Origin of the sequence: Bacillus mojavensis (assembly GCF_012648005.1) — a bacterium.
Classification (GTDB): domain Bacteria; phylum Bacillota; class Bacilli; order Bacillales; family Bacillaceae; genus Bacillus; species Bacillus mojavensis.
Genome location: NZ_CP051464.1, coordinates 3,571,875 through 3,597,342, shown reverse-complemented (window position 1 = coordinate 3,597,342; position 25,468 = coordinate 3,571,875). Strand labels below are relative to the sequence as shown.

Annotated in this window: 29 protein-coding genes; 25 read left to right on the top strand and 4 right to left on the bottom strand. The window is 44.5% G+C overall.

The annotated features are described in order from the left end of the window. The first annotated feature begins 2 nt into the window (after window positions 1–2). Both atpD and HC660_RS18690 read left to right on the top strand, forming a co-directional pair. Window positions 3–1,424 (top strand): F0F1 ATP synthase subunit beta, encoded by a 1,422-nt coding sequence (gene atpD / locus HC660_RS18695; RefSeq protein ID WP_010332229.1) that lies wholly within the window; start codon window positions 3–5, stop codon window positions 1,422–1,424. A 23-nt stretch (window positions 1,425–1,447) separates the two neighbouring features. Further along, window positions 1,448–1,846, top strand: a complete 399-nt coding sequence (locus HC660_RS18690; RefSeq protein WP_010332228.1) for a F0F1 ATP synthase subunit epsilon — start codon at window positions 1,448–1,450, stop codon at window positions 1,844–1,846. Window positions 1,847–1,880: 34 nt separating this feature from the next. Here the strand turns inward: HC660_RS18690 and HC660_RS18685 are convergent, their stop codons facing one another. Then, window positions 1,881–2,354 (bottom strand): YwmA family protein, encoded by a 474-nt coding sequence (locus tag HC660_RS18685; protein ID WP_010332227.1) that lies wholly within the window; start codon window positions 2,352–2,354, stop codon window positions 1,881–1,883. Between the two features lie 177 nt (window positions 2,355–2,531). Between HC660_RS18685 and HC660_RS18680 the strand changes: the two genes are divergently transcribed. The 22 genes from HC660_RS18680 to HC660_RS18575 all read left to right on the top strand — a co-directional run bounded on the left by HC660_RS18680 (window position 2,532) and on the right by HC660_RS18575 (window position 21,395). Next, a complete protein-coding gene (locus HC660_RS18680; protein ID WP_010332226.1) occupies window positions 2,532–2,762 on the top strand; it encodes a DUF1146 family protein in 231 nt (76 codons plus the stop codon). A 142-nt stretch (window positions 2,763–2,904) separates the two neighbouring features. After that, window positions 2,905–3,645, top strand: coding sequence for a YwmB family TATA-box binding protein (locus HC660_RS18675; RefSeq protein ID WP_168748969.1), 741 nt, complete (start codon window positions 2,905–2,907; stop codon window positions 3,643–3,645). A 33-nt stretch (window positions 3,646–3,678) separates the two neighbouring features. Next, the gene (murA, locus tag HC660_RS18670; protein ID WP_168748968.1) at window positions 3,679–4,989 is read left to right on the top strand and encodes a UDP-N-acetylglucosamine 1-carboxyvinyltransferase; all 1,311 of its coding nucleotides are present in this window, start codon (window positions 3,679–3,681) and stop codon (window positions 4,987–4,989) included. Window positions 4,990–5,182: 193 nt separating this feature from the next. Continuing rightward, window positions 5,183–6,214 (top strand): stage II sporulation protein D, encoded by a 1,032-nt coding sequence (gene spoIID, locus HC660_RS18665; RefSeq protein WP_010332223.1) that lies wholly within the window; start codon window positions 5,183–5,185, stop codon window positions 6,212–6,214. A 424-nt stretch (window positions 6,215–6,638) separates the two neighbouring features. Further along, entirely contained in the window at window positions 6,639–7,322 is a 684-nt protein-coding gene (locus HC660_RS18660; protein ID WP_010332222.1) for a vWA domain-containing protein, read from the top strand. A gap of 324 nt (window positions 7,323–7,646) precedes the next feature. After that, window positions 7,647–8,321, top strand: coding sequence for a vWA domain-containing protein (locus tag HC660_RS18655; RefSeq protein ID WP_010332221.1), 675 nt, complete (start codon window positions 7,647–7,649; stop codon window positions 8,319–8,321). 89 nt (window positions 8,322–8,410) lie between these two features. Beyond that, a complete protein-coding gene (locus HC660_RS18650; RefSeq protein WP_010332220.1) occupies window positions 8,411–8,572 on the top strand; it encodes a hypothetical protein in 162 nt (53 codons plus the stop codon). 100 nt (window positions 8,573–8,672) lie between these two features. Beyond that, on the top strand, window positions 8,673–9,461 hold the full coding sequence (fdhD, locus tag HC660_RS18645) for a formate dehydrogenase accessory sulfurtransferase FdhD (protein WP_168748967.1): 789 nt from the start codon (window positions 8,673–8,675) through the stop codon (window positions 9,459–9,461). Window positions 9,462–9,474: 13 nt separating this feature from the next. Further along, the gene (moaA, locus tag HC660_RS18640; RefSeq protein WP_168748966.1) at window positions 9,475–10,500 is read left to right on the top strand and encodes a GTP 3',8-cyclase MoaA; all 1,026 of its coding nucleotides are present in this window, start codon (window positions 9,475–9,477) and stop codon (window positions 10,498–10,500) included. Between the two features lie 203 nt (window positions 10,501–10,703). Then, window positions 10,704–11,837: a response regulator aspartate phosphatase gene (locus HC660_RS18635; protein WP_168748965.1), complete on the top strand. Its 1,134-nt coding sequence runs from the start codon at window positions 10,704–10,706 to the stop codon at window positions 11,835–11,837. 180 nt (window positions 11,838–12,017) lie between these two features. Then, on the top strand, window positions 12,018–12,497 hold the full coding sequence (locus HC660_RS18630) for a hypothetical protein (RefSeq protein ID WP_168748964.1): 480 nt from the start codon (window positions 12,018–12,020) through the stop codon (window positions 12,495–12,497). Between the two features lie 73 nt (window positions 12,498–12,570). Continuing rightward, complete coding sequence (locus HC660_RS18625) at window positions 12,571–12,759, top strand: stress response protein CsbD (RefSeq protein ID WP_026014623.1); 189 nt, start codon at window positions 12,571–12,573, stop codon at window positions 12,757–12,759. Between the two features lie 201 nt (window positions 12,760–12,960). After that, window positions 12,961–14,217, top strand: a complete 1,257-nt coding sequence (gene urtA / locus HC660_RS18620; RefSeq protein WP_168748963.1) for an urea ABC transporter substrate-binding protein — start codon at window positions 12,961–12,963, stop codon at window positions 14,215–14,217. A gap of 32 nt (window positions 14,218–14,249) precedes the next feature. Then, entirely contained in the window at window positions 14,250–15,152 is a 903-nt protein-coding gene (gene urtB / locus HC660_RS18615) for an urea ABC transporter permease subunit UrtB (protein ID WP_168748962.1), read from the top strand. A 10-nt stretch (window positions 15,153–15,162) separates the two neighbouring features. Continuing rightward, the gene (gene urtC, locus HC660_RS18610; protein ID WP_168748961.1) at window positions 15,163–16,233 is read left to right on the top strand and encodes an urea ABC transporter permease subunit UrtC; all 1,071 of its coding nucleotides are present in this window, start codon (window positions 15,163–15,165) and stop codon (window positions 16,231–16,233) included. Further along, window positions 16,208–16,957 (top strand): urea ABC transporter ATP-binding protein UrtD, encoded by a 750-nt coding sequence (gene urtD, locus HC660_RS18605; protein ID WP_168748960.1) that lies wholly within the window; start codon window positions 16,208–16,210, stop codon window positions 16,955–16,957. The genes urtC and urtD overlap by 26 nt, the downstream gene beginning before the upstream one ends. Next, entirely contained in the window at window positions 16,954–17,655 is a 702-nt protein-coding gene (urtE, locus tag HC660_RS18600; RefSeq protein ID WP_010332210.1) for an urea ABC transporter ATP-binding subunit UrtE, read from the top strand. The genes urtD and urtE overlap by 4 nt, the downstream gene beginning before the upstream one ends. A 100-nt stretch (window positions 17,656–17,755) precedes the next feature. Further along, complete coding sequence (gene ureA, locus HC660_RS18595) at window positions 17,756–18,073, top strand: urease subunit gamma (RefSeq protein WP_010332209.1); 318 nt, start codon at window positions 17,756–17,758, stop codon at window positions 18,071–18,073. Further along, complete coding sequence (gene ureB, locus HC660_RS18590; protein WP_168748959.1) at window positions 18,070–18,444, top strand: urease subunit beta; 375 nt, start codon at window positions 18,070–18,072, stop codon at window positions 18,442–18,444. Before ureA ends, ureB begins: the two co-directional genes overlap by 4 nt. Continuing rightward, a complete protein-coding gene (gene ureC / locus HC660_RS18585) occupies window positions 18,441–20,150 on the top strand; it encodes an urease subunit alpha (protein WP_010332207.1) in 1,710 nt (569 codons plus the stop codon). Before ureB ends, ureC begins: the two co-directional genes overlap by 4 nt. 133 nt (window positions 20,151–20,283) lie before the next feature. Beyond that, a complete protein-coding gene (locus HC660_RS18580) occupies window positions 20,284–20,685 on the top strand; it encodes an Rrf2 family transcriptional regulator (RefSeq protein ID WP_168748958.1) in 402 nt (133 codons plus the stop codon). A 68-nt stretch (window positions 20,686–20,753) separates the two neighbouring features. Further along, window positions 20,754–21,395, top strand: coding sequence for an NAD(P)-dependent oxidoreductase (locus tag HC660_RS18575; RefSeq protein ID WP_168748957.1), 642 nt, complete (start codon window positions 20,754–20,756; stop codon window positions 21,393–21,395). Window positions 21,396–21,431: 36 nt separating this feature from the next. Here the strand turns inward: HC660_RS18575 and HC660_RS18570 are convergent, their stop codons facing one another. Together HC660_RS18570 and cls are read right to left on the bottom strand one after the other, a co-directional pair. Next, window positions 21,432–21,821 (bottom strand): DUF5362 family protein, encoded by a 390-nt coding sequence (locus HC660_RS18570; protein ID WP_168748956.1) that lies wholly within the window; start codon window positions 21,819–21,821, stop codon window positions 21,432–21,434. Between the two features lie 200 nt (window positions 21,822–22,021). Then, window positions 22,022–23,470: a cardiolipin synthase gene (gene cls / locus HC660_RS18565; protein WP_010332203.1), complete on the bottom strand. Its 1,449-nt coding sequence runs from the start codon at window positions 23,468–23,470 to the stop codon at window positions 22,022–22,024. A 242-nt stretch (window positions 23,471–23,712) separates the two neighbouring features. Between cls and HC660_RS18560 the strand changes: the two genes are divergently transcribed. Further along, complete coding sequence (locus HC660_RS18560; protein ID WP_168748955.1) at window positions 23,713–24,150, top strand: DUF5392 family protein; 438 nt, start codon at window positions 23,713–23,715, stop codon at window positions 24,148–24,150. A 238-nt stretch (window positions 24,151–24,388) separates the two neighbouring features. Here the strand turns inward: HC660_RS18560 and pseI are convergent, their stop codons facing one another. Further along, window positions 24,389–25,438 (bottom strand): pseudaminic acid synthase, encoded by a 1,050-nt coding sequence (gene pseI / locus HC660_RS18555; RefSeq protein WP_010332201.1) that lies wholly within the window; start codon window positions 25,436–25,438, stop codon window positions 24,389–24,391. Between the last annotated feature and the right edge of the window lie 30 nt (window positions 25,439–25,468).

The window sequence follows — 25,468 nt, the reverse complement described above, 5'->3', positions numbered from 1 at the left end:
CGATGAAGAAAGGACGCGTTAGCCAGGTATTAGGGCCAGTTGTCGACGTACGTTTTGAAGACGGTCACTTACCTGAAATATATAATGCGATTAAAATTTCACAGCCGGCTGGAAGTGAAAACGAAGTAGGTATTGATTTGACGCTTGAGGTCGCTCTTCATTTAGGCGATGACACAGTCCGTACAATCGCAATGGCATCTACGGATGGTGTGCAGCGCGGAATGGAAGCTGTCGATACGGGAGCGCCGATTTCAGTTCCGGTTGGTAATGTGACACTCGGCCGTGTATTTAACGTACTCGGAGAAAATATTGATTTAAATGAGCCGGTTCCTGCGGATGCGAAGAAGGATCCGATTCACAGACAGGCTCCTTCATTTGATCAGCTTTCAACAGAAGTTGAAATCCTTGAAACAGGAATTAAAGTTGTTGACTTGCTTGCTCCATACATCAAGGGCGGTAAGATCGGATTGTTCGGCGGTGCCGGTGTAGGTAAAACCGTATTAATCCAGGAATTGATCAACAACATCGCGCAAGAGCACGGCGGTATCTCTGTATTCGCCGGCGTAGGAGAGCGTACTCGTGAAGGGAACGACCTTTTCTACGAGATGAGCGATTCAGGCGTAATCAACAAAACAGCCATGGTATTCGGACAAATGAACGAGCCGCCGGGCGCACGTATGCGTGTTGCACTGACAGGTCTTACAATGGCTGAGCATTTCCGTGATGAGCAAGGACAGGACGTACTGTTCTTCATCGATAACATCTTCCGTTTCACACAAGCGGGTTCAGAGGTTTCTGCCCTTCTCGGCCGTATGCCTTCTGCGGTTGGTTATCAGCCGACGCTTGCAACTGAAATGGGTCAGCTTCAAGAGCGTATCACGTCTACAAACGTTGGGTCCGTTACATCTATTCAGGCGATCTACGTGCCTGCCGATGACTACACTGACCCGGCGCCGGCAACGACGTTCGCTCACTTGGATGCGACAACAAACCTTGAGCGTAAGTTAACTGAAATGGGTATCTACCCTGCGGTTGATCCGTTGGCTTCTACATCACGCGCCCTTGCTCCAGAAATTGTCGGAGAAGAGCATTATGCGGTTGCCCGTGAAGTTCAATCAACGCTTCAGCGTTACAAAGAGCTTCAGGATATCATTGCGATTCTCGGTATGGATGAATTGAGTGACGAAGATAAACTTATCGTTCAACGCGCACGCCGCATTCAGTTCTTCCTTTCTCAAAACTTCCACGTGGCTGAACAGTTCACTGGCCAAAAAGGTTCTTACGTGCCTGTAAAAGAAACGGTTCAAGGTTTCAAAGAAATCTTAGCCGGCAAATACGACCATCTTCCTGAAGATGCGTTCCGTCTTGTAGGCCGTATCGAAGAAGTTATTGAGAAAGCAAAAGAAATGGGTGTAGAAGTTTAAACTGGTCCTAGGAGGGTAAAAGCATGAAGACCGTTCAAGTCAATATCGTTACTCCCGACGGCCCAGTATACGATGCGAATATCGAAATGGTGAGTGTGAGAGCCGAAAGCGGCGATCTCGGTATTTTGCCAGGTCATATTCCAACCGTGGCTCCTCTTAAAATTGGTGCTGTTCGTCTGAAAAAAGACGGACAGACTGAATTGGTTGCCGTCAGCGGCGGATTTATAGAAGTCCGTCCTGATCAGGTGACCATCCTTGCCCAAACTGCTGAGACAGCGGAAGGCATCGATAAAGAGCGCGCTGAAGCTGCACGTCAGCGGGCGCAGGAGCGTTTGAATTCTCAATCAGATGATACTGACATTCGTCGGGCTGAGCTTGCATTACAGCGGGCTTTGAACAGATTGGATGTAGCAGGGAAATAAAAAAAATCCTTCTCTTCATGAGAAGGATTTTTTTTTATGACTGCACAAGAGAATCAAACAGTGACAGCAGCGGCTGACTCTCTTTTTGACGCAAGTATAACCGGTCACAGCAATTCACGGTATGCCATGATTTACGGTTTCTTCTAAAGCCCATTGTATAAGCCCCGTCTGTATACGGATAAGGCTTTACGATCCATTCAGCATCTTCGTGGTGGGCAATCACACAATCTATAAGATAAACACTGATCATCTTCTCGAATTCTTCGATAGGAAGATTCCAATCAGCAAGCAAAAGCTCTTGTATACTTTGAAAATAAAGATTTTCAAGCTCTTCTAGGCTTTCTCTCGTATGGGTGAGAGAAATGTTATAAAACTGACACAATTCATTCAGTTCTTCAATCTGTGACTGTCTATAATCATAATAGAATGCAATTGCTTCCCATTCCTGCTCAAATACAGGCAAGTCCTCACCATATTGCTTTTCAGGCTGAAAAAAAGAATGATTCATAATTGCCAGCTCCTTTCCAAAAAAGTATACCATGCAAAAGAGCCGCTGTTTAAGCGGAGATTAGCCCTAGTTTTGGATGAATATTCCGTTCTGTATAAAATGTATCATCTTTATCTCTTCTTCTTATATAATAAGAAAGGGTATAAAGCGGAGAATGGATGAAAGGAGTGCGGATAGATGAGCGTATTGGGACAGCAGGCTGCAATTGGCATTATCGTTCACTTGATTTTTATCGCGGTTACTTGGTGGGCGCTGCAAGCCGTCAATATTGATCCGTTAATCAGAAAAGGCAAAGTCGTGCAGGCAAGACTCCTGATGATTTTGCTGACCATTGCAATCGGAACGACTGTCGGAAACTTCTTTTTAGATTACCTTAATTATTCACAGCAGCTTCCCTATTTATTTTGATAGGTTTTGATTGCCGAAAACATGGGAATGGCTGGGGAAGCGGGTTAAAACGCTTCCTGGAATAACGCGAGTTTTGACGAAGATTTCCACGTATGGCGCCCCTTACCTCCGGTAAAACTGGAGATTAGGGGGAGAGATCATAATGAAGAAAAAACAAGTAAGCCATGCTATTATTGTATCTGTTGTGTTAAGCTTCGTCATTGCTGTTTTCCATACGATTCATGCGAGTGAGTTAACGCCATTAGCTCAAATTGCACAGGGAATGGAACGCCAGAATGTGTCAATTGATAAGTGGACATTGCATGCAAAACAAAATATGTCTCTGAACGAAAAAGAATTTTATAAAAAAGTGCAACGTTTAAAATCAGAGTATCGTCAATATAATTGGGCACTTGCACAGGAAGATTCAATAGTAAAGGCCATTGGCACGTATACTGACAAAAAAAATCATACTTCTTTTAAACTGCAGCTTGTCACAACCCTCAAAAAACACAACCCAACTTCGTATTTATTATATGAGCAAATGAGTCTTGAGACACCGATTAGCTGGAATGATACATATGAACAGTTTGAACGGCAGGCACTCGGGATATTCCAAGAAAAAGTAGTTATTTTTACTTGTCTAAATGGTCACTTAGATGATAATATGAATATTGTTTTGCAAAAAAAAGCAAATCAGTTATTAAATGAATTTCAAGCAAGATCTGTTGAACATGTAGTCGAGCCAAGTTTCGTTTCTATTTCTGCGTATACAGATGAGTGGAAAGAGTCTATCATGACCTCAAAACATAAAATGAATTTGCAAATTGCACTTAGAAGTGCAGGAATGGGCGGAAAACATATCGTTACGGTTGGCACACCAATCGTTACGACTGAATATTAATATAGAGAATTTAGGGACGCGGAGGGGAATACCTTGGAAAAAATCATCGTCCGCGGCGGTCAAAAGTTAAACGGCACAGTCAAAGTTGAAGGCGCTAAAAATGCTGTTTTACCAGTTATCGCTGCATCTTTATTAGCAAGTGAAGAAAAAAGCGTAATTTGTGATGTACCTACGCTCTCCGATGTATATACAATTAATGAAGTGTTGCGTCATTTAGGAGCAGATGTGCATTTTGAGAATAATGAAGTCACTGTAGATGCTTCATACGCTTTGCAAACTGAAGCACCTTTTGAATATGTGCGTAAAATGCGTGCGTCTGTGCTTGTCATGGGACCGCTTCTAGCGCGTACAGGTCATGCAAGAGTAGCGCTTCCGGGCGGATGCGCAATTGGATCTAGACCAATAGACCAGCATTTAAAAGGTTTTGAAGCAATGGGCGCAGAAATTAAAGTCGGTAATGGCTTCATTGAAGCTGAAGTAAAAGGCCGTCTGCAAGGCGCAAAGATCTATCTGGATTTCCCAAGTGTGGGAGCAACAGAAAACCTGATTATGGCAGCTGCTTTAGCTGAAGGAACAACAACGCTTGAGAACGTGGCGAAAGAGCCTGAAATCGTTGATTTAGCAAACTATATCAACGGCATGGGCGGAAAAATCCGCGGAGCGGGCACCGGCACCATCAAAATTGAAGGAGTCGATAAGCTTCACGGCGTAAGACACCATATTATACCTGACCGTATTGAAGCGGGCACATTTATGGTTGCCGCTGCAATCACTGAAGGAAATGTTTTAGTTAAAGGAGCAGTACCTGAACATCTCACTTCTTTAATCGCAAAAATGGAAGAAATGGGTGTTACGATTAAGGATGAAGGAGAAGGCCTTCGTGTAATTGGTCCGAAAGAATTGAAACCGATTGACATTAAAACAATGCCACATCCGGGATTCCCGACTGATATGCAGTCACAAATGATGGCGCTTCTGCTTCGTGCAAGCGGCACAAGCATGATTACAGAAACTGTTTTTGAAAACCGTTTTATGCACGCGGAAGAATTCCGCCGTATGAATGGTGATATCAAGATTGAAGGACGTTCTGTGATTATTAACGGCCCTGTACAGCTTCAAGGAGCTGAAGTTGCAGCTACTGACTTGCGTGCAGGCGCAGCGTTGATTCTTGCGGGGTTAGTGGCTGAAGGTCATACACGTGTTACTGAACTGAAACACTTAGACCGCGGTTATGTTGATTTCCATCAGAAGCTTGCCGGTCTTGGCGCAGACATCGAACGTGTAAACGATGAGACTGCTTCTGAGCAAGAAAGCAAAGAAGTAGTCTCAGACTTAAACGCATAAAGGATTAAAAATCAGTATGTCATTCTGGCATACTGGTTTTTTATTTTTAGTGTATTATCATCATTATGCGCAAAATAGCAAAAAAGAATACGTAAATGACAAATAAAGTTTCTGTCCAAAAGGAGAGTCATATTAGCTTGTCCCTGCCCATAGACTAGACTAGAGTCGAATCCCGAGCAGGAGGCAGCTAAATATGAAACAATTCGCAATCACACTATCCATACTATGTGCATTGATTCTCTTGGTCCCCACACTCTTAGTGATTCCGTTTCAGCATAATAAGGAAGCGGGGGCCAGAGGAGAATCAGGAAAGACAGCAGTCAACACGATACAAGAATCTAAAGGAGCGGAAACATTGAAAGCTTCGCCTGTTTCTATCCCAGTCTATCGAACCGCCAATCAATCCGTAGAAGATATTCCGCTTGAAGAGTATGTCATCGGAGTCGTCGCCTCCGAAATGCCGGCTACCTTTGAACCTGAAGCGCTGAAGGCTCAGGCTCTCGCCGCAAGAACGTTTATTGTCAGGCTGATGGTCTCAAATTCCGCAGTAGAGGCCCCTAAAGGCTCGCTGGTCGATGATACTCAGATGTTCCAGGTGTACAAAAGCAAACCGGAGCTGAAGAAACAGTGGGGCGCGGATTATGAAGCAAAGCTGAAAAGAATCACAGATGCGGTTGCCAGTACGCAAGGCAAAATCTTAACGTACAACAACCAGCCGATTGAAGCCTCCTTTTTCTCCACAAGCAACGGTTATACAGAAAATGCGGAAGCATATTGGACAAGTGCCATTCCTTATTTAAAAAGCGTCAAAAGCTCTTGGGATAAAAAATCCCCGAAGTATAAGGCCACCAGAACCTTTACAGTGGCACAATTTGAACAAAAGCTTGGCGTCCAGCTGAATGGGTCAAATACTGTCGGAGAGATCACCGGAGAAACACCGGGCCATCAGGTGGCAACAGCCGTCATTAACGGCAAGAAGCTGAAAGGAAGGGACATACGCGAAAAGCTTGGCCTTAATTCAGCTGATTTTGAATGGAAACGAAATGGAGACACCATTACCATTACCACGAAAGGCTTTGGCCACGGTGTGGGAATGAGCCAGTATGGAGCTAATTTTATGGCCAAAGAGGGCAAAACAGTTGATGAGATTGTGAAGTATTATTATCAAGGAACACAGATTTCAACCGCTGATTCGTTTTTGAATAAATATATGGCGAAGAAATAAAAGGACGCTTCATAAAGCGTCTTTTTTGCCGTTTATAAGCGCATATTCTGTTCCTAAGCCCATTTCTATTTAAAAGCAGCTAAAGACTGCCTAAAGGCCTTCTGCGTATTTTATAGTCTAAATGAGGATGAGGGAATCAGTTCCTTTTTCATATTTGCTGACACTGAGCTTGTGGTAAAGAAATCCACATTGATCGACTGACTTCGACAGACTCATATAACGAAAGGCGAAAGGCTGACAATCATGATTTTTCATCCTGCTGTTAGGCGGAAATCACTAATAAAAACAAAGATTTCTATGCAAAAGTAAACAGAGGCAATGGGGAAGCCCGCCCTATTTATTTCTCCGTTTTTGTCGATTACGATTAGTTATGTTCAGCGTTGAACATCTGCACGCAGAAACAAACTTGAAAAGGGGCAAGAACATGAAAAAAAGATTTTCACTGATCATGATGACAGGATTGCTATTTGGACTGACGTCACCTGCTTTTGCTGCTGAAAAAACAGAACCGAAGGCTGAAGCTCCGGCAAGCGTGGCGGTTTTGCTTGATGCCAGCGGAAGCATGGCGAAAAGAATAGACGGAGTATCTAAATTTAATTCAGCCAAAAAAGAAATTTCAAAGTTTGCAAGCTCACTGCCTGCAGACACTCAAGTGAAAATGAGTGTGTTTGGTTCAGAAGGAAACAATAAAAATTCCGGAAAAGTTCAATCATGCGAAGCGATTCGCAACGTATACGGCTTCCAAAGCTTTAACGAACAGAGCTTCCTCAATTCTCTTAACACAATCGGGCCGACTGGCTGGACACCGATCGCAAAAGCGCTGAACGAGGCGAAATCTTCTTTCGATCAGCTTGATGCAAAAGGAGAAAAAGTCGTTTATCTGCTAACAGACGGTGAGGAAACATGCGGCGGCAACCCGATCAAAACAGCAAGAGAACTTCATAAAGACAACATCACAGTAAATGTAATTGGATTTGACTATAAAGAAGGGTATAAAGGCCAGCTGAACGCAATTGCTAAAGTTGGCGGCGGAGAATATTTCCCTGCTTATACACAAAAAGATGTTGAGAAAATTTTCACTCAGCAATCTCTGATGTTATCTAAATAAGAAAAAAGAAGAGGCTGAAAGGTCAGCCTTTTTTTTGTTTTTAACAAAACGTTCAAAAGTAAGCAGCTGCCCGCCTGTAGCATAGTAGCAGATTTCAGCTTTTCTCTCCTGATCACGGAGAAAAAAGAATGAACGGTGTCACATTCTTTCTATATTTTTTGGGTGGAAATGGCTAAAAACGATTGAGGTTTCCAGCGATTTTGAATAGAGAGTAAAAGGGAGATAAAAGGCAGCTTGCCCTATATCAATTTGAGGTTTCATATTCTAGCATTAAGAAGAATCCAACAAGACGTTGGAAAATATGATAAAGAAAGGAAGTTAAACATGAAAAAATTGCTGACTGCAAGTATGATTGGACTGTTGACTGTCTCCATTGCGTCCCCGTCTTTTGCCGCTGAGAAAAAAGCCGACACGAATGTAGCTGTCCTGTTTGATGGAAGCGGAAGTATGGTTCAAAAAACAGGAGGAGAACGAAAGATAGACATTGCCAAAAAATCTGTAAAGTCTTTTGCCGAGCTGCTTCCTGAGGATACAAATCTGATGCTTCGTGTCTTTGGACATGCCGGAAACAATAAACTTTCCGGAAAGGCTCTTTCATGCAGCACAACAGAAACGATTTACGGCCTCCATCCATATGAAGGAACGCTCTTTGACCATTCATTAAGCGGCATCAAACCGACCGGCTGGACGCCAATTGCCAAAGCGCTTTCTGATACTAGAAAAGAATTTGAAGCGTTTGATGCAGACGGGAAAAACGTGGTGTATTTAATTACTGACGGCGAAGAAACATGCGGCGGAAATCCTGCTGATGAAATTGAAAAGCTTCGTGAAGCAAATGTAGATACGATTGTAAACATTATCGGCTTCAACTTTGATGTGAAAGGAAACGCGGAAATGAAACAGGCGGCTGTTGCTGGAGGCGGAGAATATATTTCAGCAGACAGTGCGGAAGAATTCGAGCAGGCCTGGGAAAAAGAAGCACAAAAATTTACGGATTAACCCAATGAAAAGGCGCCCCCCAGGCGCCTTTTTCTATTGGTTTAAAAACAGTGCCTGCGGGAATGATACCGGTAAAAGGGGTTGAAAACATGAGATTGTTAGGATTGATATTTCTTATAGCGGCCGTGGTTTTCATATTGCTCGGTGTTTTTCTGAAACTGGCAGCTTTCTTTTTTGTCAGCATGCTCACTTTGATCGCAGCTCTTGTGCTGTTTATGATCCTGAAAAAGAATCAGCATAACCAAACGTAGAGTCCTTTAGAATGGGCTCTTTTTTTTATAACAGGATTCGACAAAATTTGAGGAGTGTGAAAAAATATAAAGGCAGGAACATTGCGGAGGGGAAGAGACATTGAATGATAAAGTAACTGCGGTCAGGGAGATATGGCGTTATGAACAAGGGGAAATGAGCAGGCAAACCGACCGGATGGTGACGGAATATCCGTTGACGGTGATGGTGAACGGCAGTGAGTTTGTCACGCTCGTTTGCACGCCGGAGCATATCAAAGAGCTCGTCATCGGATTTCTCGCATCTGAGGGCGTTATTCGATTTCAAAAAGAGATTAAAAGGTTTACAATAGATGAAAGTCTCGGTTTTGTGTATGTCGATCTTGTTCATCCTGGGACATTGGATCAACAGGAATATACGAAACGGGTGATCGGCTCGTGCTGCGGAAAGGGTCGCCATTTTTATTTTCAGCAGGATGTCAAAACCGCCAAGACGGCTGTCAGTCAAATCAAGATTTCGCCTGAAACTTGTTTGGCGCTTATGAAGGATATGCAAAAAGAAAGCGGGACGTTTCAGGAGACGGGAGGCGTGCATAACGCGGCGCTTTGCGATACGGAGAAAGTGCTTTTGATGCGCACAGATATCGGCCGTCACAACGCGCTTGATAAATTATACGGACATTGTCTGCTGAATGGGATTTCCGTCCGCGATAAACTGATTGTCTTCAGCGGGAGAATCTCATCAGAAGTGCTGTTAAAAGCGGCAAAAATCGGCGTGTCGATTGTGATTTCAAAATCGGCTCCGACAGAGCTTGCGATTCAAATGGCAGAAGAATTAAATATCACAGCGATCGGTTTTGTGAGAAACGGATCTTTTAATGTATATACACATCCCGAAAGAATTTGGGGATAGGAGGGGCTGCGCAATGAATACAGAATCTCGCCAGATGTTAGATAAAAGGAACAGACCGCTCAGAGATCTTCGCATTTCTGTTACAGACCGCTGCAACTTCCGATGCACGTACTGTATGCCAGCCGAATTATTTGGCCCGGATTATCCTTTTTTAAAGAAAGAAGAGCTGCTTTCATTTGAGGAATTGGAACGGCTTGCGACGCTGTTTGTCACCAGGTTTGGGGTGGGAAAAATCCGCTTGACCGGCGGAGAACCGCTCATGAGAAAAGACATGCCTGAATTAATCAAAAAACTGGCCCGCATTCCGGGTCTCCGTGATATTGCGATGACGACAAACGGATCGCTGCTGCCTGTTTATGCTGAGAAACTCAAAGAAGCCGGCTTGAAAAGGGTTACCATCAGCCTCGATTCATTAGAGGACGAACGCTTTAAATTGATCAACGGGCGAGGGGTTTCTGTCAGTAAGGTGCTTGAAGGCATTGAAGCGGCGAAACAAGCGGGGCTCGGCGTTAAAATCAACATGGTTGTCCAAAGAGGCGTCAATGAAAAAGATATACTGCCTATGGCGCGCTATTTTAAAGAAAATGGGCATATCCTGAGATTCATCGAATTTATGGACGTCGGCAACACCAACCAATGGGAAAAGAAAGATGTCATGACAAAGGCGGAAATCATTGATGTAATCAATGAACACATGCCGGTTGAACCGATTAAGCCTAACTATAAAGGGGAAGTTGCTTCAAGATTCCGCTACTTGGACGGCTCTGGTGAAATCGGTGTGATTTCTTCTGTATCTGATGCGTTCTGCGGCTCGTGTAACAGGGCCCGCCTGTCTGCGCGCGGTGAATTGTTTACTTGCCTATTCGCTTCAAGCGGATATGACCTCAGAGCGCCGGTTCGGCAGGGATTAAGTGATGGCGAGCTGACAGAGATGATCGGCACAGTATGGAAGAATCGGATAGACCAATATTCAGTTGACCGGACGCTTTCAAAAACAACGGGGAAAAAGAAAGTGGAAATGTCTTATATCGGCGGTTAATATGATAAAAGCTTATCGGCTAAGTCCGGTAAGCTTTTTTTGTGTCAAAAACTGTAATGCGCAAAAAAGTGCAAAAAATCCGTTCATAAACCGAAAGATATAAGGATAGGCAAAAAGAAGGAATCACTGGAAGGAATTTTAATTCCAAAGCCATACAATATGATAAAATATAACCACTAGTTCATAGAAAGGGTTGGAGAGGCATGGCCGCTTACGAGATCCCGTCATCTCAAGTAGGAGTTAAAATCAATCAGTGGTATAAGCACATTTTAGCATTTCAAGTGGCTGATGCCGTTCAGCTGAAGGAAGAGATTGATCATGATATAGAACATATGGAAGAGGATCAGCTGCTTCTGTTGTACTATCAGCTGATCAGCTACCGTCATCAAATTATGCTTGATTATGTAAAGCCCGACCTGCACGAGGAATCTCAGCTCCAATATCGTGAATTAATCGAGAGGCTGGAAAGCAGCAAGGACAGCATCTCGGGATTATCTGAGTATTATTTTCATTTGTTCAGAGGGATGTATGAATTTGAACAGAACAATTACATCTCAGCCATATCTTTCTATCGAAAAGCTGAGAAAATGCTTGCGTTTGTAGAGGATGATATTGAAAGAGCGGAATTTCATTTTAAAGTAGCGGAAGTATTTTATATTATGAAGCAGACCCACTTTTCTATGAATCATGCGATACAGGCGCTTGAGACCTACAAGGCTCATGATTTTTACAGGGTGAGAAGAATTCAATGCCACTTTGTCATTTCGGGAAACTATATAGACTACAGAAATTATGAAAAAGCGCTTGAGCATCTCGATGACGCTTATCGTTTGGCTTTATTGGAAGGACAGCCCCGCTTGATCGGATCAGCCCTCTACAACATGGGGAACTGTTATGATGAAAAAGGAGAGCTGGATCAGGCGGCTGCCTACTTTGAAAAAGCGCTGCCCGTCTTTGAGGAACATCAGCTGGAGCAGCTCCCGAAAGCGCTGTTCAGCTTAACGCGTGTTCTCTTCAAAAAACAAGCTGAACAAGCGGCTATGCATTATTATGAAAAAGGGATTGCCATCGCACGAAAACGAAACGACAGCTTCAGTCTGGAAAAATATAAATTTCTGCAGGCCTTATATGTGGAATCCGTTAACATGGGTATGATTCAAGAGGTATTTGATTATATGGAGGCCAAGTCCCTGTATGTGTATATTGAGGAATTTGCTCTGGATGCAGCTGCATATTCGAGCCTTCACGAAAACTATAAAGATGCGGTGTTTTTCTATGAAAAAGCGGTCAGCATGAGAGCGCTGATCCAGAAGGAAGACTGTTTATATCAAGTGTAAAAACCATCTGACGCCAGATGGTTTTTTTTATATACAAAAAAAGGGGAGCATCGGGACGTTTATTTCCGTGGAGAACAGGAAAAATCGCTACATACTGTTTTGGAACACAAACGGATGGTTAGCCGCGATTTTGTGAAATGGGAAATGGCGTTGTTTATGACAAGCGTGAGGGGGAATTCAATGTTTGGATTTGATGATATGGTGAAGTTTCTGTGGTCTTTCCTCATCGTTCTGCCGCTTGTATCTATTATACATGTTGCCGGGCACAGCTTTATGGCTTTTATTTTTGGCGGGAAGGGTTCATTGGATATCGGGATGGGCAAAAAGCTGTTCAGGATCGGGCCGATACAGGTCAGAACCATTTATTTTATGGATTCGTTTTGCCGGTACGGCGAACTGAAGATCGACAACCGATTCACACACGCACTTGTTTATGCCGGAGGCTGCCTGTTTAACTTAATCACCATTTTCGCAGTGAATTTGCTCATTATACACAGTGTATTGAAGCCAAATGTGTTTTTTTATCAGTTTGTCTACTTTTCTACGTATTATGTGTTTTTTGCCCTGCTGCCGGTCCGTTACTCAGAAAATAAATCATCTGACGGGCTGGCGCTCTACAAGGTGCTCCGTTACGGAGAGCGTTATGAAATCGATAAATAATATTCAAATGTTTACCGCTGCTCAGATCGGGAAGGTAACAAGTACACACATAAATGAAGGGAGAGAATTACACATGGGTAACGATAGTGTAAAAGATAAAATGAAAGGCGGCTTAAATAAAGCCAAGGGAGAAGTGAAGGATAAAGTTGGAGATATGACCGACAAAACGGATATGAAGGCTGAAGGCAAAAAAGATAAGGCAAAAGGCGAGGTCCAAAAAGATATCGGTAAAGCGAAGGATACATTCACAGATAAAAATTAATCAGAGCGGCAAGGCAAGAAACAATGTTTCTTGCCTTTTTTTTTATGTGAATAAATATGACAAAAAAGACAATCGATTTGGTTAAAGTATCTAAATTTTTTAAATATTCTTTAAAGTGATGCATCTGTTCTATATAATAAATGACATAAGTTGTTAACTTTTATAACATCAGTTGACTCAATCAGACAAAGGAGGTTGTGAATGAAAAGCAAAGGGGTTAGAATACTGGCTTTCTTTCTGATGGTTTTTATAACGATTCTGATCACGGGATGTGCGGCGCCGAAAAAAGTGTCGGAAGCCAGCGTGGATGCGAAAAAAACAGTTGATATTGACACCAGCGGGGATGCAGTGAAGATTGGGATTCTTCACTCATTAAGCGGGACAATGGCAATCAGCGAGGTATCCGTTCATGATGCAGAGCTGCTGGCTATTCATGAAATCAACCAAAAAGGCGGCGTTCTCGGCAAAAAGCTTGAACCTGTTGTGGAGGACGGGGCTTCTGACTGGCCCACATATGCCGAAAAAATGAGAAAGCTGCTTCAGCAGGACAAAGCGGCGGCTGTTTTCGGAGGATGGACATCAGCGAGCCGCAAAGCGATGCTCCCGGTTGTGGAGCAAAATAACGGGCTGCTGTTCTATCCGGTGCAATACGAAGGCATGGAGTCATCACCAAATATGTTTTATACCGGAGCAACGACAAACCAGCAAATCGTGCCGGCTGTCGATTGGCTGCTGAAGAATAAAGGCAAGACATTCTTTCTGATCGGCTCTGATTATGTGTTTCCGAGAACAGCCAATAAAATTATTAAAGCGCAAGTAAAAGCCGCTGGGGGAGAAATTGTCGGTGAAGAGTATACGCCGCTCGGCCACACGAATTACAGTACGCTGGTCAGCAAAATCAATGAAAAGCAGCCGGATGTTATTTTTAACACATTAAACGGCGACAGCAATGTGGCATTTTTTAAGCAGCTGATAGATGCGGGTGTGACAGCTGATGAAATTCCTGTCATGTCGGCGAGTGTCGCAGAGGAAGAAATTCGGGGGATCGGTCCTGATGTGCTAAAAGGGCATTATGCGGTGTGGAATTACTTCCAGACAACCAATACAAACGAAAATCAGACATTCGTGAAGCATTATAAAAAGATGAACGGCGATAGCCGGGTGACGAGCGATCCGATTGAAGCCGGTTATAATGCGGTGTATCTCTGGGCAGCGGCTGTTGAAAAAGCCAAGTCCTTTGATATCGATAAAGTGAAGAAAGCGGCTGACGGGATTGCATTCAAGGCCCCGGGCGGCACGGTGAAAATCGATGGGGAAACACAGCATCTTTACAAAACAGTTAGAATCGGGCAAATCACGGGGGATGGACAGTTTAAAGAAGTATGGAATTCAGGTGATCCGGTAAAACCTGATCCGTATTTAAGAACGTACGACTGGGCAAAGGGGTTATCTAAATAAATCAAAGCCGTTTGCGGGAGAGGAGGCGGAAAATGTCTGTCATCGTAACGCAATTGTTTAACGGAATCAGTCTCGGTTCTATTTTGATTCTCATTGCGATTGGATTGGCCGTTACATTCGGTTTGATGAACATAATCAATATGGCGCACGGTGAGCTGATTATGGCGGGGGCATATACGACATATGTCGTTCAGCAGCTGTTTTTAAGTTATTTGCCGGCTTCTATGTTTTCTTACTATTTTTTAATTGCTATCATCATGGCATTTGCGGTTGCGGCGTTTATTGGAATTGTTATTGAAAAGGTGATTGTCAGGCGGTTGTATGACCGTCCGCTCGACAGCCTTTTGGCAACATGGGGGGTAAGCTTGATCCTGCAGCAGGCGGCCAGATCGATTTTTGGCGCACCAAATGTGGCCGTCAAGTCTCCTGAATGGCTGACGGGAGGAGTAACACTGTTTTCCGTTACCTTTCCGTATAAAAGGCTGTTTATTTTGGCGCTCGTTCTTTTTACACTGGCGCTGCTCGGATTCTATTTGTTTAAAACCTCTGCGGGACGGCGGATGCAGGCTGTTACGCTGAATCGGAGCATGGCATCATGTCTTGGTGTATCTGTGAGAAAAACAGATACATTGGCTTTCGCGCTCGGAAGCGGGCTGGCCGGTATTGCGGGGAGCTCACTCACATTGCTGGGGTCAATCGGGCCTACTCTCGGTTCGTCCTATCTGGTCGATGCTTTTATGATTGTCATTTTAGGAGGTATCGGAAAATTAAAAGGGACGATTATTGGGGCTGTGCTGGTGGGATTACTCAGTACATTTGTGGAGTATTCGGCAAGCGCCACAATAGCCAAGGTTGTGGTGTTTGCGTTTATTATTCTCTTTCTGCAATGGCGGCCTTCGGGTCTCGCAAGCGTCAGAACGAGATTACTTGATTAGGGGGTGCCGGATGAAGCAGTTTTCGCAATTCAGTCCGTATCTTGTGATGTTTGCCCTTTTTATCGCCGCTCCGTTCTTTCTTCAGGAGTTTCGATTGGGGCTGTTGGCGAAGTTTTTATGCTTTGCGATTGTAGCGGTCGGCATTTGCCTCATTTGGGGATATACAGGCATTTTGAGCTTGGGGCACGGCGTCTTTTTCGGATTGGGCGCCTACTGCATGGCGATGTATTTAAAAATAGAAGCCTCACCATCTGGGATTCCTGATTTTATGGAGTGGACGGGAGTCAGCGAACTGCCGTGGATCTGGGCTTTGTTCAGCCATCCTTTTGCTGCAATTGCGGCGGCTGTGGCTGTGCCTGTGCTACTGGCGTTTTTGCTCGGCTATTTTACGTTCCGCAACAATATAAAGGGAGTATATTTTTCATTGATATCACAGGCAGTCGTCGTTGTGGTGGTTACACTGTTCATCGGCAGCCAAGAAATCACCGGCGGTACCAATGGACTTACCAACTTCTATACGATTTTTCAATATTCTTTGGCTGATCCTGCGTTGAAGCGGATCCTGTATTTTACCACAGTCTTTTTTCTCGGCCTTACTGTTGTATTCGCTTTGTTTCTTACGAGAAGCCGCTTTGGCCGGCTTTTGCAGGCGATTCAGGAAGGAGAAAACAGGGTGCGTTTTTTTGGTTATCATTCCACTGTTTTTAAAGTGTTTATTTACTGTGTGTCCGCTGCGATGGCGGGAATTGCCGGGATGCTGTTTGTGCTTCAGGACGGGATGATCTCGCCGGAAATGATGGGCATCATCCCTTCAGTGGAAATGGTGCTGTGGGTGGCGATCGGCGGCAGGCACTCTATTTTCGGAGCTGTGCTGGGCGCGCTGTTAACAAACGGCATGAAAAGCTATTTAAGCGAATATTATCCTGACATTTGGCTGTATTTCCTCGGTGCGCTGTTTATGATCGTCGTGCTTTACTTGCCAAAAGGGATTGTCGGACTGTTTGAGAAGCTTGGAACCCGGCTTTCTTTCTCGAAAAAGAAAGGAGCGGCTGCATATGAAACCGATACTTATCTGCCGTGACGTGAAGGTTCAGTTTGATGGGTTTTGGGCGCTGCAGGGGGCGGATATCAGTGTGCAGGAACGTGATATTCACTTTTTGATTGGGCCGAATGGCGCCGGGAAAACAACCATGCTGGATATTATTTGCGGGAAAACAAAGCCGCAGTCGGGTGAGGTTGTTTTTCAAGAAACGGCAGAACTGACAAAGGTTCCGGAATATCAGATCGCCAAAATGGGCGTCGCCAGAAAGTTTCAGGCTCCGAGTGTCTTTTCGCAGCTGACCGTGTTTGAAAATATCGAGCTTGCCATGAAGCAGAAAAAAACGATTCTCTCCCTGCTGATGGCGCGTATGACAAGAGAACAGCGTGACAGGGTGACAGACATCCTGAAGCTGATCGGGTTAGAAGGAAAGCGGGACATAAAAGCCGGCAGCCTGTCACACGGACAGAAACAATGGCTCGAAATCGGCATGCAGCTCGCCATGGAGCCGAAGCTTTTGCTGCTGGATGAACCGATCGCCGGAATGACGGGAAAAGAGCGGGATAAAACCGGGGCTCTCCTAGAGGAAATTGCCAAAACGTGTTCCGTTTTAATTGTGGAGCACGATATGGATTTTGTCCGCTCGTTTTCCAGAAAAGTGACGGTGATGCATGAAGGAAAAGTGCTTTGTGAAGGATCGATGGATGAGATTACAAGCAATGAAGAGGTGGCAGCGGTGTATTTAGGAAGGAGCGGAGCGTCATGATAGCGGTCAGTAATGTGACATCCGGTTACGATCAATCCATGGTTTTGCATAACCTCAGCATGGAAGTCCGCCCCGGGCAGATCGTCGCTGTATTAGGCCGAAACGGAGTCGGCAAATCCACCTTGCTGAAGACGATCATCGGCCTGATCCCGGCCAAACAGGGACAAATTCGTTTTCATCAAACGTTTGTTCAAAACGAAAAGACGGAAAAACGGGCAAGAGCAGGAATAGCGTACGTGCCGCAGGGGAGAGACATCTTTCCCGCTTTAACCGTTCGCGACAATCTTTTGCTCGGAGAAGAACCGCTTCCTAAGAAGGAGCGGAGAGGGCAGATCAAGGAAGAGATTTTTCAGTGGTTTCCTGTTTTGAAGGACATGCTCGACCGTAAAGGCGGCGATTTGAGCGGAGGACAGCAGCAGCAGCTTGCGATTGCCAGAGCGCTGATGGGTAATCCGAAAATGATTTTACTAGATGAACCAATGGAAGGAATTCAGCCCTCAATCGTGGAATTGATTCAAAAAGTTATCATAGAAATTTCCAGAAAAGAAGAGACTGCAGTTGTTTTGGTGGAACACAGCTTAGAGAACGCCTTAACGTGTGCTGACTATCTTTACGTCATGGACAGGGGAACGGTCGTTGCTCACGGAAAGGCTGACGAAGAAACGGCTCGCCGTTTTGAAAGGCATCTCACTGTTTGATCAGCATCCTGAAAAAGGGAGGTGATGGCCCGCCTGCATCGTTCCGGAGATTCATGTAACGCAATCCGCTTTAGAATGACGATAATAAGGAGGACCTAAGATGAAACTGACACCTGTTGAACAAGAGAAATTGCTCATTTTTGCAGCGGGAGAATTAGCCAAGCAGCGAAAGGCGCGCGGCGTTCTGCTCAATTATCCCGAGGCTGCCGCTTATCTCACCTGTTTTATCATGGAAGGTGCGCGCGATGGTAAGGGAGTGGCGGAGCTGATGGAAGCCGGCCGCCATGTATTGACTGAAAAAGATGTCATGGAGGGCGTGCCTGAGATGCTGGACAGCATTCAGGTGGAAGCTACATTCCCTGACGGAGTGAAACTTGTCACAGTACACCATCCGATTTCTGCGGAGGTGAAGTCATGAAGCCGGGAGCATTTCAGATTGCTGAGGGAACCATTACGATTAACGAAGGCCGCCAGACACGGGAGATAGCGGTGAAAAACACCGGATCACGTTCCGTTCAGGTCGGTTCCCATTTTCATTTTGCGGAAGCCAATGGTGCGCTATCGTTTGACCGCGAACAAGCCATCGGCATGCGTATCGACATTCCGTCAGGCACATCGGTCCGTTTTGAGCCAGGTGAGGAGAAAACGGTCACGCTTGTTGAATTCAAAGGACGAAAAACAGTAAGAGGATTGAACGGAATGGCCGATACGTATATCGATGAACGCGGCAAAGAAAAAACGTTAGCCAACTTAAAGAAAGCCGGCTGGATGGAAGGTGTGATTCGATGAAAATGTCACGGGAGCAATACGCGGAGCTGTTTGGTCCGACAACGGGCGATAAAATCAGATTGGGCGATACGGACTTATGGATCGAAGTCGAAAAGGACTTCACTGTATATGGTGAAGAAATGATCTTTGGAGGCGGAAAAACGATCCGTGACGGCATGGGCCAAAACGGCAGCATCACAGGAAAAGACGGCGCTTTGGATTTGGTGATCACCAACGTCGTGTTATTGGATTACACAGGCATTGTCAAAGCGGATGTCGGTGTAAAGGACGGCCGGATCGTGGGTGTCGGAAAAAGCGGCAACCCAGATATCATGGATGGAGTCGATCCGCATATGGTCATCGGTGCGGGTACAGAGGTGATTTCCGGGGAAGGCAAAATTTTAACGGCTGGAGGAGTGGATACGCACATCCACTTTATTTGTCCTCAGCAGATGGAAGTTGCACTTTCCTCAGGAGTGACGACTCTTCTTGGAGGCGGAACGGGGCCCGCTACAGGAAGCAAAGCGACGACATGTACATCAGGTGCATGGTATATGGCAAGGATGCTGGAAGCGGCCGAGGAATTTCCGATCAATGTCGGCTTCTTGGGAAAAGGGAACGCATCCGATAAAGCGCCGCTGATCGAACAGGTGGAAGCCGGCGCCATCGGCCTGAAGCTTCATGAAGACTGGGGCACGACGCCAAGCGCTATCAAAACGTGTATGGAAGTTGTGGAGGAAGCCGATATTCAAGTCGCAATCCATACGGATACAATCAATGAAGCGGGCTTTCTGGAAAACACGCTTGATGCAATTGGTGAGCGGGTGATTCATACCTATCACATTGAAGGAGCAGGCGGAGGCCATGCCCCGGATATTATGAAGCTCGCCTCTTATGCGAACATTCTGCCGTCATCCACAACGCCGACAATCCCTTACACCGTCAATACGATGGATGAGCACCTTGACATGATGATGGTCTGTCACCATTTAGACGCGAAGGTGCCCGAGGACGTGGCGTTCAGCCATTCCAGAATCAGGGCTGCGACAATTGCGGCAGAGGACATTCTCCATGATATTGGTGCGATCAGCATGACGTCATCGGATTCCCAAGCGATGGGGCGGGTTGGCGAAGTCATTATCCGCACTTGGCAGGTGGCTGACAAAATGAAAAAACAGCGCGGCGCTCTCACTGGAGAAAACGGAAACGATAACGTACGTGCGAAACGCTACATTGCCAAATATACGATTAACCCGGCAATTACTCACGGCCTCAGCCATGAAGTCGGTTCTGTAGAAAAAGGTAAGCTCGCTGACCTTGTCCTGTGGGATCCTGTATTTTTCGGCGTGAAACCGGAATTGGTCTTAAAGGGCGGCATGATAGCACGCGCGCAAATGGGGGATCCAAACGCGTCTATCCCGACTCCGGAGCCTGTGTTCATGCGCCAAATGTATGCTTCGTATGGTAAAGCCAACCGCTCAACCTCCATTACGTTTATGTCCCAGGCGGGCATTGAAAGGGGCGTGGCGGAAAGGTTAGGGCTGGAAAAAAGAATTTCTCCTGTGAAAAACATCCGCAAGCTGAGCAAGCTGGATATGAAATTAAACGCTGCTTTGCCGAAGATTGAAGTCGATCCGAAAACGTATCAGGTCTTTGCTGACGGAGAAGAATTATCCTGCCAGCCTGTCGATTATGTTCCGCTGGGACAACGATATTTCTTATTCTGACAAGACACGGCCGGAGTGCATCCGGCCGTTTTATTGACTAAACGGATGTCCAAGAAGCGCAAATTTAGTGTATATTATATGTTGACAAACGAATTAAATGTAACTATTATAGTTACAACGGTGGTGAAAAAACATGATTAACAGCCGTCTTGCTGTTGCCATTCATATTTTATCGCTCATTTCGATGGATGAAAAAGCGTCTTCGGACATTATCGCTGACAGTGTCAACACCAATCCGGTTGTTGTAAGAAGAATGATCAGCCTGCTGAAAAAGGGTGATATTCTCACATCACGCGCCGGGGTGCCGGGCGCGAGCCTCACAAAAGATCCGGCTGATATTTCTCTTTTAGATGTATATCGGGCTGTTCAAAACCAAGAGGAACTATTTGCGGTTCATGAAAACCCGAACCCGAAGTGTCCGGTAGGCAAAAAAATTCAGTGCGCACTGGATGAGACATTTGAAAGTGTGCAAAAAGCGATGGAAAATGAGCTGGCAAGCAAGTCATTAAAAGATGTAATGAATCATCTCTTTTGATCAAAAGAGATGACTTCTCACCGCCAACATGTAACTAAAATTGTTACAAATAAGGAGGAAATCAAAAAATGAAAATAGGAATTATCGGTGCAAGCGGAAAAGCGGGAAGTCTGATTTTGAAAGAAGCGAAGGAAAGAGGCCACGAGGTAACAGCCATTGTCCGAAATGCATCTAAAGTGCAAGAGCAGGACACAGCGATTTTGGAGAAAGGTGTTTTTGAACTGACAGCGGAAGATCTCAAGCCTTTCGATGCACTCGTGAACGCTTTTGGAGCTGCGCCTGGCCAGGAACATCTTCATGTTGAAGCAGGCAGAACATTAATCAACCTGCTAAAGGATGCAAAACATACAAGATTGTTTGTCGTCGGCGGAGCGGGAAGCCTGTTCGTTGATGAAGCCAAAACAACACGTTTAATGGATACACCGGAATTCCCGAAAGAATATCTTCCGACTGCATCAAATCAAGGAGAGAACCTGAAAGACCTGCAAAAGGCAGACTCTATTTCCTGGACATTCCTCAGCCCGGCGGCGTTTTTTGATGCGGCAGGAAAGCGGACGGGATCTTACCAAAAAGGAAAAGACAATGTGATCGTAAACGCAAAAGGTGACAGTTATATCAGCTATGCCGATTATGCGATTGCTGTTTTGGATGAGCTTGAACATCCGTCACACAAAAATGAACGCTTCACAGTAGTAAGCGAAGCGGAATAACAAGAAAAAACCCGGAGGAAGCTCCGGGTTTTTTACTTAATAGCTGCTGTACGTATCATAATCGTTGAATATGCCGTCAGCGATTCCAAGCATTAGAAAGATGAAGAATGCGATGATCGCCAGGATCGATACAGCGATGCTCACGATTAAATAAATCCCTTGCATCTTTACAAATTTCGCATAGTTCTCCAGCATTAAATCTTCAGATTGCCCGCTATGCTTTTCAGCCATTAAGCCTGCTTCTTTTGCTGACCGCATCAAAAAGATGCCTGAAATGATTTGCAGTACGCCGGGCACTGCGCCGATAAGAAAAAAGAACGCGCCTGAAAGCGCAGTAAAAGCGCCCATAATAATAAATAAAATGCCTGTTGCTTTTCCCCATTTTGAAATACTGATGAGGGTTTTGTTGACCGTTTCCGGATTCATTGACACGGGTCCCCTTTACAAAAAAATACTCACTTTTCTTTTATACACTATTTGTGAGAAGTTTTGTATAAAGAAATAAAAATAGTGAATTTGATTTTGAAGCGGCACGCTAGATGGGAAAGGTCACGCGCGTTTTTACGGGATGCGTGATGATGCCATGCTGAAAAACCCCGGCCATAAGACCGGGGGATTGGCACATCTTATAAAATCGGCGACAGCAGCCGTGATACGGATTCCTTAATGCGGATCCATAATGATCGCTGCTGATATTCCTCGTAGGTGTATTTTCTCGATACGAGCAAATCTTCTTTAAATGTAGAAACCAGTTTTTTGGCAATGTTGATATCATAAATAAATGCATTAACCTCAAAATTCAGCCTGAAGCTTCGGACGTCGATATTCGCTGTACCGACTGACGCAATTTCGTCATCCACAACGATTGTTTTCGCGTGGATAAAGCCATTATCGTATATATAGACGGTGGCTCCGGCTTTTAAGAGATCCCCGATATACGAAAGTGTGGCCCAGTATACAAAGGCATGGTCGGGCTTGTTCGGTATCATAATGTTGACATCAATGCCTGACAGGCATGCAATCCTTAATGCATCCAGCAGGCTTGCGTCAGGAATAAAGTAAGGTGTTTGTATCAAAATGCTACGTTTGGCGTTTGAAATCATTTTGATGTAGCCGTTTTTAATTTGTTCCCATTCGGAATCGGGCCCGCTCGTAACAATCTGCATCCCGACATTTCCCTTTGGGCTGCAATCGGGAAAGTGGTTCGGAATATAGGTGAGTGTATGATGATGTGAAGCTTGGTTCCAGTCAAGGATGAATCGTGTCTGAATGGCGTGGACGGCCGTTCCCTGCAATCGAATATGGGTATCGCGCCAATAGCCGAACTTCGGATTGAGGCCGAGGTATTCATCCCCGACATTAAACCCACCGACATAACCGGTTATGCCGTCTATGATGACGAGCTTTCGGTGGTTGCGGTAATTCAGCCGAAGGTTAATCGGCCTGAGTTTTGAAGGGAAAAAGACCTCCACATGCCCGCCAGCCTCACGCAGTTTTTTGAAAAACTTTTTGCGTAGCGTTCTGGACCCGAGCTCATCATACAAAACCCTGACCTGCACACCTTCTTTCGCTTTTTGAATGAGGGCGTCCCGCAATTTTTTTCCTAATTCATCACCTTTGTAAATATAATATTGTAGATGGATATGATCCTTTGCCTTTGATATGTCATGTAAAAGCCGCTGGAACTTATCACGTCCGTCTGTAATGACATCAACTGAATTATCCTCTGTAAAGACAGCATGATTATTCATGATGAGCATGTATATTAAATCCTTATTATCAAAGGTTGCCCGGTTGTTGAACTGAAATTGCCTGTTTTCTAATTCTTCAAGCTGATGCTGCAGCAGCTTTTCGATTCCGATTTTCTTGCGATCCTCCCATTGAAACAAATGCTTGCGTCTGAGATTATGACCGAATAATAGGTATAAAATAAAGCCTAAAACGGGTATAAAGAAAAGAACAAGCAGCCAAGCCCATGATGCACTGGCATCGCGCCGTTCTTTGAATATGACAATGATGGCCAAAAGAATATTCAAAATGAAAAAAAGTGATAAAAGGATGGAAGAAATACTCACTTTGTAACCCCGCTAATTCATATTTATCAAGAAGATTGCCATTAGTATTCCATGAATAACAGCAATCTGATTCCCATTACAAATTATAACACTGACTTTTTAAAAGAATAAAGTGTGTTGATCCAGATTCTTTGTGAAAAACACGGGCAGATTTCTTTAAAACCAGCTTGCACCTGCGTTAAAATAAACTCATATGATAACGTTCGTAAAGCCTTGCAAAATCAAATAAAGGAGGAGAATAAATGAACTTTTACAGAATAGAACAAATGCCGGGGTTCATTAAAACAGAAATGCAAAAAATTCAAAAGGCTGTACAGCCTTTAATGAAGAAAACTGTCATCTACCGTTTTCTTGCTGTTCCGCTTGCTGCATTCTCTCTCTTTAATTTGGCTGCTTTCCTTTTTCATGCTTCAGCAGACAGAGAGTCCTTGATCAGCGCCGGTCTTTTTGCGCTTCTTGCTGCACTTGGATTAGCATTTTTTAAAGAAGCGGGCTATCAGCATAAACAAATCCAAAAGACCGTTCATATTTATATGCTGAACAGAATCAAAAAGAGCGAAATTCTTTCAGAAGAGCGCAAAAACACGTATACGCGCCAGATCACGGAGGAACCGTTTGCGATGCGGAGCTTTGTAGAGTTTTTGACTGAAGAAGACAGACGCAAGAAAATGCTGTATTAATACTGTAAACGGCACCCTGACTGTTAGCGGATTTATCTAACAATCAGGGTGCCGTTTTTTCATTTCATCGAATTCGTGTGAAACAACCGGATATTCATTCTGTGTTTTATATATCTATTGAAGATAACGTAGACATGGCAATTCTTTCTTTTCATCAAATTAGATCTGTGGCCCGTGCTGTATACGATTTCTATGAGCATTATCATGATTCCTTTTCATAGAAAAATAGGGGATAAAACTATATAGAATCCCATCCCAGCGGTGTCCCTGCTGAAAGATGTTTCGTTGCTGTTTTTCCGATCATTACATCAAAGTACTTTGGTTCCAAACCATAACCAGGTCGTATCACCTTAATATTTTCTTTGGTGAAAATCTCTCCGGCTTTTATATCGTTTGTTACATAAATAGAGCGGCGAAATTTAAGCGAAGCTTTTTCCTTGTCAGTTGGTCCATAGGTGATCTGTCCTAACGCTTGCCATGCCCTTTCCGTTTCAACGACAAGTTCTTTCAATTCAGGTGGTTCCAGTGAAAAGGCAGAATCTACACCGCCATCAGCTCTTGATAAAGTGAAGTGTTTCTCAATCACAGTTGCGCCTAAGGCGACACTGGCGACAGCAACTCCTGTTCCCATTGTGTGATCTGATAAGCCGACTTGGCAATTAAATAATTCCTTCATATGAGGAATCGTAGAAATATTGGTGTTTACTGGTGATGCCGGGTAGGTGCTTGTGCATTTTAGAAGGATTAATTCTTTACAGCCTGCTTCCTTGGCAGCCGTTATTGTTTCATCAATTTCTGCTACTGTAGCCATTCCAGTTGAAATGATAATGGGTTTACCTGTAGCAGCCACCTTTTTGATAAGAGGGATATCAGTATTTTCAAATGACGCTATTTTATATATAGGCACTCCCAGGTCTTCCAAAAAGTCGACAGCCGATTCATCAAATGGCGTACTCAAAGGAATCATTCCAAGCTCCCGGCATTTATCGAAAATGGGTTTATGCCATTCCCATGGGGTGTAAGCCTGCTGATATAATGTATAGAGCGTACTGCCAGACCATAGACTATCGTTATCCTCAATTTTAAAATCTTTCGTATCTATATTTAACGTCATCGTATCAGCGGTATAGGTTTGTATTTTTAATGCATGTGCACCTGCTTTGGCAGCTGCTTCTATAATGTGAAAAGCACGTTCTAACGATTGATTATGGTTCCCGGACATTTCAGCAATAATAAATGGGGGATGATGCGGGCCAATACTTCTTCCATCAATATTGATTTCGTTCATCTTTGCACTCCCTTCTATTCACAGGAATAC

What these genes read in the sequence shown, in the direction of transcription:
- HC660_RS18655 (WP_010332221.1), top strand. Translation starts at nt 7,647, where the DNA reads ATGAAAAAATTGCTGACTGCAAGTATGATTGGACTGTTGACTGTCTCC.
- HC660_RS18575 (WP_168748957.1), top strand. Translation starts at nt 20,754, where the DNA reads ATGAAAATAGGAATTATCGGTGCAAGCGGAAAAGCGGGAAGTCTGATT.
- HC660_RS18685 (WP_010332227.1), bottom strand. Translation starts at nt 2,354, where the DNA reads ATGAATCATTCTTTTTTTCAGCCTGAAAAGCAATATGGTGAGGACTTG.
- HC660_RS18570 (WP_168748956.1), bottom strand. Translation starts at nt 21,821, where the DNA reads ATGAATCCGGAAACGGTCAACAAAACCCTCATCAGTATTTCAAAATGG.
- HC660_RS18660 (WP_010332222.1), top strand. Translation starts at nt 6,639, where the DNA reads ATGAAAAAAAGATTTTCACTGATCATGATGACAGGATTGCTATTTGGA.
- HC660_RS18630 (WP_168748964.1), top strand. Translation starts at nt 12,018, where the DNA reads ATGTTTGGATTTGATGATATGGTGAAGTTTCTGTGGTCTTTCCTCATC.
- HC660_RS18580 (WP_168748958.1), top strand. Translation starts at nt 20,284, where the DNA reads ATGATTAACAGCCGTCTTGCTGTTGCCATTCATATTTTATCGCTCATT.
- HC660_RS18675 (WP_168748969.1), top strand. Translation starts at nt 2,905, where the DNA reads ATGAAGAAAAAACAAGTAAGCCATGCTATTATTGTATCTGTTGTGTTA.
- pseI (WP_010332201.1), bottom strand. Translation starts at nt 25,438, where the DNA reads ATGAACGAAATCAATATTGATGGAAGAAGTATTGGCCCGCATCATCCC.
- spoIID (WP_010332223.1), top strand. Translation starts at nt 5,183, where the DNA reads ATGAAACAATTCGCAATCACACTATCCATACTATGTGCATTGATTCTC.
- urtC (WP_168748961.1), top strand. Translation starts at nt 15,163, where the DNA reads ATGAAGCAGTTTTCGCAATTCAGTCCGTATCTTGTGATGTTTGCCCTT.
- moaA (WP_168748966.1), top strand. Translation starts at nt 9,475, where the DNA reads ATGAATACAGAATCTCGCCAGATGTTAGATAAAAGGAACAGACCGCTC.
- ureB (WP_168748959.1), top strand. Translation starts at nt 18,070, where the DNA reads ATGAAGCCGGGAGCATTTCAGATTGCTGAGGGAACCATTACGATTAAC.
- atpD (WP_010332229.1), top strand. Translation starts at nt 3, where the DNA reads ATGAAGAAAGGACGCGTTAGCCAGGTATTAGGGCCAGTTGTCGACGTA.
- HC660_RS18690 (WP_010332228.1), top strand. Translation starts at nt 1,448, where the DNA reads ATGAAGACCGTTCAAGTCAATATCGTTACTCCCGACGGCCCAGTATAC.
- urtE (WP_010332210.1), top strand. Translation starts at nt 16,954, where the DNA reads ATGATAGCGGTCAGTAATGTGACATCCGGTTACGATCAATCCATGGTT.
- HC660_RS18680 (WP_010332226.1), top strand. Translation starts at nt 2,532, where the DNA reads ATGAGCGTATTGGGACAGCAGGCTGCAATTGGCATTATCGTTCACTTG.
- urtA (WP_168748963.1), top strand. Translation starts at nt 12,961, where the DNA reads ATGAAAAGCAAAGGGGTTAGAATACTGGCTTTCTTTCTGATGGTTTTT.
- urtD (WP_168748960.1), top strand. Translation starts at nt 16,208, where the DNA reads ATGAAACCGATACTTATCTGCCGTGACGTGAAGGTTCAGTTTGATGGG.
- HC660_RS18635 (WP_168748965.1), top strand. Translation starts at nt 10,704, where the DNA reads ATGGCCGCTTACGAGATCCCGTCATCTCAAGTAGGAGTTAAAATCAAT.
- HC660_RS18560 (WP_168748955.1), top strand. Translation starts at nt 23,713, where the DNA reads ATGAACTTTTACAGAATAGAACAAATGCCGGGGTTCATTAAAACAGAA.
- ureC (WP_010332207.1), top strand. Translation starts at nt 18,441, where the DNA reads ATGAAAATGTCACGGGAGCAATACGCGGAGCTGTTTGGTCCGACAACG.
- HC660_RS18625 (WP_026014623.1), top strand. Translation starts at nt 12,571, where the DNA reads ATGGGTAACGATAGTGTAAAAGATAAAATGAAAGGCGGCTTAAATAAA.
- urtB (WP_168748962.1), top strand. Translation starts at nt 14,250, where the DNA reads ATGTCTGTCATCGTAACGCAATTGTTTAACGGAATCAGTCTCGGTTCT.
- HC660_RS18650 (WP_010332220.1), top strand. Translation starts at nt 8,411, where the DNA reads ATGAGATTGTTAGGATTGATATTTCTTATAGCGGCCGTGGTTTTCATA.
- ureA (WP_010332209.1), top strand. Translation starts at nt 17,756, where the DNA reads ATGAAACTGACACCTGTTGAACAAGAGAAATTGCTCATTTTTGCAGCG.